Annotated in this window: 11 protein-coding genes; 3 read left to right on the forward strand and 8 right to left on the reverse strand. The window is 68.7% G+C overall.

All coding sequences use genetic code 11. The features are described from left to right. Positions 1–181 precede the first annotated feature (181 nt). The 6 genes from ACFQS2_RS06895 to ACFQS2_RS06920 form a co-directional block, all read right to left on the reverse strand. Entirely contained in the window at positions 182–820 is a 639-nt protein-coding gene (locus tag ACFQS2_RS06895) for a hypothetical protein (protein WP_377019459.1), read from the reverse strand. A gap of 66 nt (positions 821–886) precedes the next feature. After that, the gene (locus ACFQS2_RS06900) at positions 887–2,107 is read right to left on the reverse strand and encodes a cytochrome P450 (RefSeq protein ID WP_377019457.1); all 1,221 of its coding nucleotides are present in this window, start codon (positions 2,105–2,107) and stop codon (positions 887–889) included. After that, complete coding sequence (locus ACFQS2_RS06905; RefSeq protein WP_377019456.1) at positions 2,107–2,817, reverse strand: TetR family transcriptional regulator; 711 nt, start codon at positions 2,815–2,817, stop codon at positions 2,107–2,109. Before ACFQS2_RS06905 ends, ACFQS2_RS06900 begins: the two co-directional genes overlap by 1 nt. 105 nt (positions 2,818–2,922) lie before the next feature. Next, positions 2,923–3,840, reverse strand: coding sequence for an aldo/keto reductase (locus ACFQS2_RS06910; protein WP_377019455.1), 918 nt, complete (start codon positions 3,838–3,840; stop codon positions 2,923–2,925). Positions 3,841–3,944: 104 nt separating this feature from the next. Continuing rightward, positions 3,945–5,210 carry a M24 family metallopeptidase gene (locus ACFQS2_RS06915; protein ID WP_377019454.1) on the reverse strand — a complete coding sequence of 422 codons (1,266 nt, stop codon included), beginning with the start codon at positions 5,208–5,210 and terminating at the stop codon, positions 3,945–3,947. A gap of 32 nt (positions 5,211–5,242) precedes the next feature. Next, positions 5,243–6,004 (reverse strand): SDR family NAD(P)-dependent oxidoreductase, encoded by a 762-nt coding sequence (locus ACFQS2_RS06920; RefSeq protein ID WP_377019453.1) that lies wholly within the window; start codon positions 6,002–6,004, stop codon positions 5,243–5,245. A gap of 121 nt (positions 6,005–6,125) precedes the next feature. On the opposite strand from ACFQS2_RS06920, the gene ACFQS2_RS06925 reads away from it, so the two are divergent. Continuing rightward, complete coding sequence (locus tag ACFQS2_RS06925) at positions 6,126–7,025, forward strand: helix-turn-helix transcriptional regulator (RefSeq protein WP_377019452.1); 900 nt, start codon at positions 6,126–6,128, stop codon at positions 7,023–7,025. 188 nt (positions 7,026–7,213) lie between these two features. Beyond that, positions 7,214–7,525, forward strand: a complete 312-nt coding sequence (locus tag ACFQS2_RS06930) for a hypothetical protein (RefSeq protein ID WP_377019450.1) — start codon at positions 7,214–7,216, stop codon at positions 7,523–7,525. A 47-nt stretch (positions 7,526–7,572) separates the two neighbouring features. Here the strand turns inward: ACFQS2_RS06930 and ACFQS2_RS06935 are convergent, their stop codons facing one another. Beyond that, the gene (locus ACFQS2_RS06935) at positions 7,573–7,941 is read right to left on the reverse strand and encodes a hypothetical protein (RefSeq protein WP_377019449.1); all 369 of its coding nucleotides are present in this window, start codon (positions 7,939–7,941) and stop codon (positions 7,573–7,575) included. 144 nt (positions 7,942–8,085) lie between these two features. Between ACFQS2_RS06935 and ACFQS2_RS06940 the strand changes: the two genes are divergently transcribed. Further along, a complete protein-coding gene (locus tag ACFQS2_RS06940) occupies positions 8,086–9,210 on the forward strand; it encodes a hypothetical protein (RefSeq protein ID WP_377019448.1) in 1,125 nt (374 codons plus the stop codon). Between the two features lie 47 nt (positions 9,211–9,257). Here ACFQS2_RS06940 and ACFQS2_RS06945 read toward each other — a convergent pair whose 3' ends face one another. Beyond that, entirely contained in the window at positions 9,258–9,497 is a 240-nt protein-coding gene (locus ACFQS2_RS06945) for a PspC domain-containing protein (RefSeq protein WP_377019447.1), read from the reverse strand. Positions 9,498–9,716: the final 219 nt, after the last annotated feature.

Below are 9,716 nucleotides of genomic sequence, written 5' to 3' on the forward strand. Positions count from 1 at the left end.
CCAGCCGCTTTCGCGCAGAATACCGCTGCGTATCGAAGCTGCCGCGACGGCATCAGGCCATGGTTCGAGAGTCAGGCCGTGACTGGGAACGAAGCCGGCCTCATCCGCGACGATCTCGCGCTCGACCATGGGGCGGGAGGCAGCGCGACCGATGCGCCATGGTGGCGCCTATCGCGTTCGGTCACCCGGGCCGACAATGGGTTCCGCCGAGCTCCTCGGGCAGAAGATCGGCGATCTCGTCCAGGTACGCGAACCCGGCCTCGACCTCGGCCGGACCGAACGAGTGCTTCTGCTCGAACCACGTCATCAGCACATCGCCCTCGAACCGGATCGGCAGCCCGCGCTCGCGCACCGCCGTGCGCACCTCCGCCGAGAGGACCCGCTGCGCCAACGCGTCGTCGCCCCGCGGCCGGACATCTCGCGCGGTCGGAGTCACCTGCAGCGTCGCCACCTCGCGAGCCAGCTGGAGCGTGAAGACCCGGTAGTGGCGCCGGTACGTCCGGCGCTCGCCGACGGTCATCGGCGTCGGGACGTAGAGCAGGCAGACGGCCTGGCGACCACGGAATGAGCCGTGCAGCATCTCCCGCGAGATGCGGCCGCGAGCCGTCTGACTGAAGGGGAACCCGGTGAACCGATCCGCGAAGCCGGTCTCCTCGGCCTCATAAGTCCACCCCCACCGCTCGGCGAGGTCGTGCAGGGCCGTGTCCGAATCCTGGAGGAGCGCACTCTCGCGACGCCGGCCGCGCGTCATGAGCAGCACGGCAGCCGCCACGATGGCGACGAAGACAAAGGCGAAGAGGATCGGCACGAGAAGCTCCATCGGAGGGCACCCTACCTATCCGCCCGGTCCCGGACTCCCCGCGGACTGCTCCGTCTCCGGCGCAGATCACCAGCCGCGGGGCCTCGCGGCCCGGGTCACTGTCACCGGCAGGTGCTCGAGCCGGCGTGCGATGCCCGGCTTCCAGCGCAGCTGGTCGGCGTCGGTGGCGAGGCTCAGGTCCTCGAACCGCGTCAGCAGCGTCCGGAAGGCCAGGTCGGCCTCCGCACGCGCCAGCGACGCCCCCAGGCAGTAGTGGATCCCGGTGCCGAACGCGAGATGGGGATTGTCTTCACGGGCGAGGTCGGTGCTACCGGCCGCCTCGACGCGGCGCGGATCCCGGTTGGCCGTCGCGTAGACGATCTGCACTGCGTCGCCGGCGGGGATCCTCACGCCGCCGACCTCGACATCGCGCCTGGCGTAGCGCATCGGTGCGATCTCTGCCGGGCCGGCGACCCGCAGCATCTCCTCGACGGCGACTGGCACCTGGTCGAGGTCGCCTCGCAGGCGCCGCTGCTCCTCCGGCCGGGTCAGCAGAAGCAGCAGGCCCTCGCTGAGCACGCTCACCGTCGTCTCGTGCCCGGCCAGCAACAACGTCAGCGACAGCGAGATCAGCTCGCGGTCGCTGAGCCGGTCGCCGTCGGACTCCCGCACCTCGATCAGCGCGCTGAGCAGAGCGTCATCGGAGTGCGTGCGCTTGCGCTCGATCAGCTCGGACATGTAGGCGACCAGGCCGCGGGCGCTGTCGGCGATCACGGTCGGGTCCGGCGCCGTCAGGCCCGACGACCATTGCTGCCAGCGCGGGGCGTCCTCGTCCGGCACACCGAGCAGCTCGCAGATCACTCGGACCGGCAGGGGCAGGGCGAAGCGGTCGATGACGTCGAACGGCTCGTCCGGGAAGTCGTCGACCAGCTCATCGATGATGGTCTGGATACGGGGTCGCAGGGACTCCACCCGCCGGACGGTGAACGCTCGCGAGACCAGGCGCCGCAAACGGGCGTGGTCCGGGGGATCATAAGCGCCGAGGGTCTCCGTCATGTACGGCGCGACGTCATCGGGCAAGCCGGCAGCCGCTGCCACGTCCACCGTGTCCTGCCGGGTGTTGATGTCGTTGCTGAACGATGCAGGGTCCTTCAGCACGGCTGTCGCCTCGTCGTAACCGGTGACCAGCCAGACGTGCGACTGGTCGAAGTAAAACGCGCGGCGGACCGGCGGCTCGGTGCCGATCTCGGCCCAGAACGCGTCGCGGTCCCGTGTGGTGAGCAGGTCGGACAGATGCAGGTCGGTCATCACGGTCCTTTCTCCACGCCTGCGGGCGGCGTGGTCCTCGCCGACGGAGGCGGCCAGGTGGGGGAGCGGTCGTCGTCGGGTGCGGGCGGATCGGACGTTGCAGTGCCGGTCAGGGCGTCCCAGGCCTGCAGGGCGTCGTCGTCGGTGAAAACGCCACGGGTGAGCATCTCGACCATCGCGTGCGAGTAGCGCACGGTGGCGTCCGGGGAGTGCAGGTCGTCGACGCCGAAGGCGCGCGCGAGGTGATCGCCGAACACCAGGGGTGCCAGCAGCCAGCTCACGTAGACGGCAGCCCGGGCCCGCGGGTCCGAGCTCGGCTGCGCCCAGCCGGCGCTTTCTCCGGTGGCCAGTTCGGCCGCGGTCACCTCGACGATCTCGTCGAACAGCGTGTTGGCCCCGGCCGTGCCGTCGATGAGGGTGCGGGCGAGGTAGCGGCGCAGCCCGGTCGCGCCCTGCAGATTGGCCGCCAGTCGGCCGACGTCGCTGAGCTGGCTCTCACGGCCGGCGCTCCCGCGGATGGTCTCGATGACGTACGCGTCGCATGCGGCGCGGAGCCCGTCGCGGGAGCCGAAGTGGTGCAGCACCAGCGCCGGGGAGACGTCCGCGTCGGCGGCGATGGCGCGGATCGTCGCGCGGGCCACGCCCTCGGTGCCGAAGCGCTCGAGGGCGGCATCGCGGATTCGGGCGCGGGCCGTGAGGTCTGAACGCATGATCAGCATGCTAAACAAATGTTCAGTCGCGATGGAAGGGATGGGATGAGAAATTGCTGCCGTCCTCGCGGGTCAGGGTGTCGAGCGCGGCCCGGTCCATGCTGACTAGCGGATGCGAGCTGTGGCGTTCGAGGTGAGAGCGTCGAGCGCCGACATGTCGGCGGCCGAGAGGCGGACGTCGGCGGCGGCGATGTTCTCGGTCAGATGCTCGATGCTTCCGGTGCCCGGGATGAGCAGGGTGTTCGGGGCGTGTGCGAGCACCCATGCGAGGCTGACCTGCGCGGATGTGACACCGATGCGAGCGGCGATCTCCTTCACCACGGGATGCTCGGTGGGCGAGGGGATGTGGTCGAGCGCCGATCCGAGCGGAGCGAACGGCACCCAGGCGATGTCGTGCCTCCGGCACATCTCCAGAAGCGCCTCGTCCCGGCGGTCGAGGACGCTGTAGAGGTTCTGGACGCACACGATCCCCGCCGTCAGCGCGGCCTGCAACTGGGCGGCGCTGACGTTGCTGAGGCCGATGGCGCCGATCTTCCCCTCATCGCGGAGGGCCACGAGCTCGGCGAGCTGGTCATCGAGCGGCACGCCGCCACCACCCTCGTCCACGAACCCGGGCCCGGCGTCCATGCGGCGCAGGTTCACCACGGTGATGCGCTCGGTGCCGAGCTCACGCAGATCATCTTCGACGCCGCTGCGCAGTTCGTGCGGACGCTGCGCCGGTACCGTCGTCGGGGTGTGGCCGGCGTCGAAGCGGGCGCCTACTTTGCTGACCAGTGCGAGGTCGCTCGGGTACGGCGCGAGCGCCGAGCGGATGAGCCGGTTGACCCTGCCGTTGCCGTAGAACGATGCGGTGTCGATGTGGTTGACGCCGAGTTCCGCGGCGCGGCGCAGGATGGCGTGCGCCGTGGCCTCATCTGCGTGCGCCAGCTGCATCGCTCCGTATCCGATGCGCGCGACGGGGTGGTCGCCCAGGTTCGTCGTACCTCCAGGTGTCGGCTGGACTGCTTCTGGCTCTTGTCTCACGATGCTTCCTTTCCACAGGTGCAGGTCGGCCCTCACGAGGGTTCTCTCCGTGCCACCGCACGCCGTTGCGTGACCGTCGGATCCGTCGGGAGGACTGATTCGGCTCACGGTCTCCCGGCCTCGAGGATCCGGGCGGTGTATGGATTCAGCTCGATCGGTCGGTCGTCTCCGATGATCACGGTGCCGCCGAGGTAGGCCAGTCGGCGGCCGATCACGTAGTTGGGTTCGAGGGCGAAGGTCATCCCGGGTTCGAGGCGCATGTCGGCGCTCATGGTCGGGCTGTGGTCGGGCTCTGAGGGGTACGCGTCGGCGGCTGCCATGAGGCGGCTGGTCTCGCGAGGGAACCCACCTGCCGCGATCATCGGGTTCAGAGTGTGGATGCTGGGTCCGAACTCCCATCCCCCCGCGTCGGCGTACGGCGCCCGGAGGTCCTCCACCGCCTCGCCGAAGCTGCGGCCGGGACGCAGCGCCTCCAGCGCGGCGTCATAGACCGCTCTGGCGACGTCGGCGGCGCGGAGCAGGTCCGGCTGCGGTTCACCGATGCTGATGGTGACCTGGTGCTGGCTGTGCCGGCCACCGACGTTGCTGAACACCTCCGCGGAGATGATGTCGCCCTCGGCCAGGGTGCGCGGCGTCTGAGGTCGGTAGCTCCACGGAGGGAGCCCGGAGGCCAGCGGGTCGGGGCCTGACCAGAAATGCATGGCCGCGGGTGTGGTGCCCCGGGCATAGCCGGCTGCCATGCCCGCCGCGTACACCTCGCTCTCCGGCACACCGACCGCAGCAGTCTCGACCATGGCTCGCGCCATCGCATCGCCGATCTCGGCCGAGCGGCGCACGACGGCGATCTCCTCGGCACCCAGCGGCAGGATCAGTCGGGACACCGCCATCCCCACGGGTGTGAACTCGATGTCGGGGAACTCGCGGAGCAGCGGGTTCCACAGGCCGTACGGGATGATCCCCTCGGGATGCCACGGCGGGTAGAGCTCGAGCCCGATGACGCCGATCCTCGCTCGAGCGAGTCCGAGTTCGTGGAGAGTGCGGGCGACCACTGTGGAGTCCCGGGGCATCCGCAGATTCTCCGGCGGTACCCACATCGCCTCGCCCCGGCGTGCGGATTCGCGGTGGTCCTTGGTGAACATCTCCATGGGAAGCAGCACGATCGGGTCGCCATCGCGGGCGAGGATCACCGTCGTGCCCGCGCGAGCGTTGGTGATCCACGCGTCGTAGGCGAACGGTGCGGGCCCGGCATCCTCGTGCTCGCCGACGACGAGCATCGCGTCGAACCCTTCGCGGCGCATGAAGGCACGCAGCAGGTCCCAGCGACGGGTGCGCTCGGCCATCGAATAGGTCGGCACGGGGGAGTCACTCATCATCGATCCCGTCAGAGCTCGTGGAGTCGTCGTCACCACGGGACGACGCCGTTGCGGTCGCGGTAGGCCCGATTGGGTCCGGGGGAGGCGACGGCGAGCTCGACGATGGCGTCGGTGCCCTCGGTGACCGTCTGGCTGCCCTGGTGATGATTGAGGTCGGTCGCGGTGAAGCCGGGATCGGCCATGTTGAACCGGACGTCGGGGATGCCATTTGCGTACTGCACGGTCAGCATGTTCAGCGCCGACTTCGAGACGGGATACAGCAGGTGGCCCACCTGGGCTTCGAGGCGGGAAGGATCTGTCGCGACCGTCAGCGACCCCGCGCCGCTGCTCACCATCACCACCCGCGGGTCCTCCGCGGCTCGCAGCAGGGGGAGGAACGCATGGGTGACGCGGACCGGCCCGAGCACGTTGACCCGGAAGACCGGGATCAGGTGCTGCGGCAGGGTGGTCTCCGGGGTGAGGAGATCGTCCAGCGGGCCGACGCTCTCGCCGGTGATACCCGCGTTGTTGATCAGGACGTCCAGACGATCGGTGTGCGCGCCGAGGGCCGTGACGGCGGCTTCCACGGACTCGTCGGAGGTGACGTCGAGGGGGATGAAGGTGACGTCGGCCCCGCCGGTGGCGAGGGCGTCGGCGGCCGCTCGGCCGCGTGCCTCGTCCCGTGCGCCGAGGAAGACTCGCCAGCCGAACTCGCCGAGGCGCCGGGCCGTCTCGTAGCCCAGGCCCTTGTTGGCGCCGGTGATCAGAACTGTGGTGGCGTGATGGGTTGATGTATCCGGTGTGGTGTTCATGCCTCGACTGTGCTCGCCGGCTGTCATGTCATCCAGGCACGCCTGAGAGTAGGAGCGCCGATACCACCATCGCGGGTCCGGGCCCGGGCCCGGCGCGGAATGTGGGTGCGAGACTGAGCCGATGGACCGTGCCGAACTCGCCAAGATCCTCACCTCAGCCCGGGCCCGCCTCCGCCCGCAGGACGTCGGGCTCCCGGCCGGCCCCAGGCGACGGGTCACCGGGTTGCGGCGCGAGGAAGTGGCGCAGCTCGCCGGCCTGAGCGTCGAATACGTGGTGCGTCTCGAACAGGGGCGCGCATCCCGCCCGTCGGACCAGGTCCTGGAGTCACTCACCTCCGCCCTGCAGCTCGAGCGCGATGAGCGCGACCTGGTCTTCCGTCTCGCCGGCAGCGTTCCGCCGCTTGCCGGTCGGGTCGAGATGTCAGTGCGAGCGAGCGTGCTGCGACTGCTCCACCGCCTCACCGACCTCCCGGTGCTGGTGGTCTCGGCGAAGGGCGACGTGCTGGCCCAGAACGCGATGGGCTGCGCGTTGCTCGGGGATCTGCACCAGCCCGCCGAGGGCCGCGCCAACCTCATCTGGCAGCGTTTCCTCGGGACCACCGCCGCTCGCGTGGCGGTCACGCCGGACGAAGATGAGGAAACCGCCCGGCAGTTCGTCGGGCTTCTGCGGACCGCGTTGTCCAGATACCCGAACGATCCGGACCTCCGGGCCCTGACCGACGACCTCATCAGCGGCAGCGAACGGTTCTGGAGCATGTGGGAGGAAGGACGTGCGACCGTCCAGCGTTCATTGACGAAGACCGTCTCCCATCCACCCCTCGGCACGCTCGTCCTGGACTGCGAGACGCTGCTGCTGCCGGACACGGATCAATCGCTGATCGTCTTCTCTGCCGCGGCAGGAACCCACGAGGCCGATGCCCTCGACCAGCTGCGCGTGCGTTGCCTCGGCCGCGACGGCGATCCTTCGACAGATCCGGCCGTCGAAACGGTCCCGTCCCCGGACCAGAACGTCCGGGAGTGAATGGTCGAGACATTCTTCCCCGACTTCGCCGTGCCCCGGGCGTGGCGCGGTCTCAGCCACATAGGTCCACCCCTATTGCTCGGCGAGGCCGTCCAGGGCGGTGCCCGCGTCCTGGAGCAGAGTGGCCTCGCGGCGACGATTGCGCGTCGTGAGGAAGACGGTGGCCGCCACGATGGCGCGTCCACGAGGTGGTCCAGGCGATCGAGCCGCCAGTCTTCAGTGTCACCGAGGCTTATCTGCTGGACGCCCCGGAGCTGTCGCCGGCGCTGCTGTTCGACCGGCCCACCACCGAGACCGCCGGACACGTTGCTGCGTACGTCCACTCCGTCCACCAGGGCGAGCGCTACCGAATCGTCTCGCGGCTCAGAATCGACGGTGGCGGGAACCGCTCCGACGGAACGCATCGCGACGGCCTCCACCCCGGAATCCCGTCCGGGGACGTCGCGCAGGAAGACGCCATCAGTACGTCGATCGTCGGCGAAGACCACGCGGAGCGGTAACGCGACTCCGGCGTGATGGCACTCCGTGCCGGAACGCAGCGGCAGTATCAAACGGAACGACGCCCCACGCGGAGTCCCGCGGCGATCCCAGCATCGATGACGAACAGTGCGCACATCGCGACGGCGGCGGATCGGCGACCGTGCCGCGAGTACTCGCGGGCGAACGCGACGTGGAGCAGGCTTCGGGACGCGACGGCGCACCATCGCCGGGGTGAGGATCGGCCGGCGAGGATCGTGATGCCGAGGCCGAGGTCGGTGATGCCGAGCAGGCGCCGATGACCGGCGTCGGTATCGGCCAGACCGAGCCATCGCCCGCTCGTGAGCGGTGCGATCGTCAGCAGGCCGCCGAGGACTGTGGAGACGGCCCCGACTCCATCGGCGGCGACGGTGACGGTGGTGTTCGTGGACGGTGGCATGAGGGGACTCTACGGCCACCGCGACGAGAGGCGAGCGTCGGGACCCGGTAGAGATCGGGTGTGACGGTCAATAGTTCATACTTGTGGCTCGAGGGGCCTATGAACTCCTCCCGCGGGGATCACGTGACAAGGGGAAGAGGCGCCATGGTCGATCGGGAGAACGAGGTAGCCGGGGTCGGTGGTGATCTGGAAGCACCGGATCCCGGTGGGGCGTTCGACGACACGCTGCGCCAGCAGGATGCGGAGGCGATCTCCTTCGCTGCGGAATTCCTCAAGAAGGTCATACGTATCCGTGGAGTCCGAGTCGACCGTTCTTCGTTCTTGCGTCAGGAACTGCGTAAGCTTGGCCTCGACGGCGCGACCATCGACCGTGCCGTGGCAACTACACCGGTGCAAGCGGGTATCTCCATTGCTCAGCTCGACGAACTCGCCGGCGCGTCGATCTCTTTCGAGACGAACAAGGCCGCGACGTTATCGTTCGCCGCGGGAATTCCTGGTGGATTCACGATGCTTGCGACGGTCCCTGCCGATATCACCCAGTATTACGTGCATGCATTCCGTGTGATGCAGAAGCTGGCCTATTTCTATGGGTGGCAGAACTTCATCGCCGATCTCGACGAAATAGATGACGAGACCTTGGGCAAGCTGGCCGTGTTCCTGGGGGTCATGATGGGAGTCGGTGGCGCCTCGGCTTCGCTGACGACCTTTGCCGCGCAGGTGGCGCGTCCAGCGATCCAGAAGCAGCTCTCGCAGAGGGCGCTGACGAAGACTCTCTGGTACGGGCCCGTCAAGAGCACCCTCAAACTCATCGGCATCAAGATCACGAAGGACTCGTTCGCCAAGACCGTCACCAAGACGGTGCCGCTCGCAGGGGGTGTGATCTCGGGAGGCATGACTCTGGTCTCGCTGCGGAGCCAGGCCGCACGGCTCAAGCAGCACCTTCGCCAGTTACCACCTCCCGGTGTCGATGCCGCCGACTACAGGAGCGCGCTCTCGGCGGCGGAAAGCGCAGCGGAGCCGTCAACGGGGCGCCTCGCCGCGGCACGAGAGAGAATCGGAGGGGCCGCGGGAAACGCAGCTTCCGGCACATTGTCCGTCGTGCGAGGCGCCAGCAGCTCGGCCAATGCCGTGGGCGGAGTCGCGATGGATCGCGGCCGAAAGCTCCTCGGCAAGGGACGATATGCCGCGCGGGATGCCGAGCAGGCCGACGGTGCGGACGAGGTCAAGGGCCGGGCCCGTGAATCAGGTGAAGGCCAGACGCACGGGTAGACCTGGCTCCGGTCCTGGCCGAACGGGTACGAGCCGCGTCGTACGGATCAGGCTCCCAGCGCCCGTTCCAAGGGGATGCGACCGTCCTGCCAGGGAAGGAAGATCCATGCCACGAGATACGCCCCGACGCCCAGCACGGGCAGCAGGAACGAGGCGAGCAGCAGCACTCGGACCAGCCACACATTGAGTCCGAACTTCTGGGCGAGGCCGCCTCCGATGCCCGCGACCATGCGCCGCGGACCGCGTCGGAAGCCGATGTTGCGAATGGTCTGGAAGATGCCGTCCATGCCGTCGAGGGTACGCATCACCGGTCGCCGACACAGGGGGGATGGCCGTCGGCTCTGATGGAGGAAACCCGGATGCTTCGCGGCCGGCGACACCTGACTTGATGCACGGTGATGTCGCTGGCGAGCTATCAACCCGTTGACCTGGAGGTTTGTGGGTCGAGGTGGGTGATTCGGGATACTAACGGGGTGGCGTTCGTGCGGAAGGTGAGGACCGGGTCC

The organism is Brachybacterium sp. GCM10030267, from assembly GCF_042666875.1.
In the GTDB taxonomy this organism is placed as follows: domain Bacteria; phylum Actinomycetota; class Actinomycetes; order Actinomycetales; family Dermabacteraceae; genus Brachybacterium.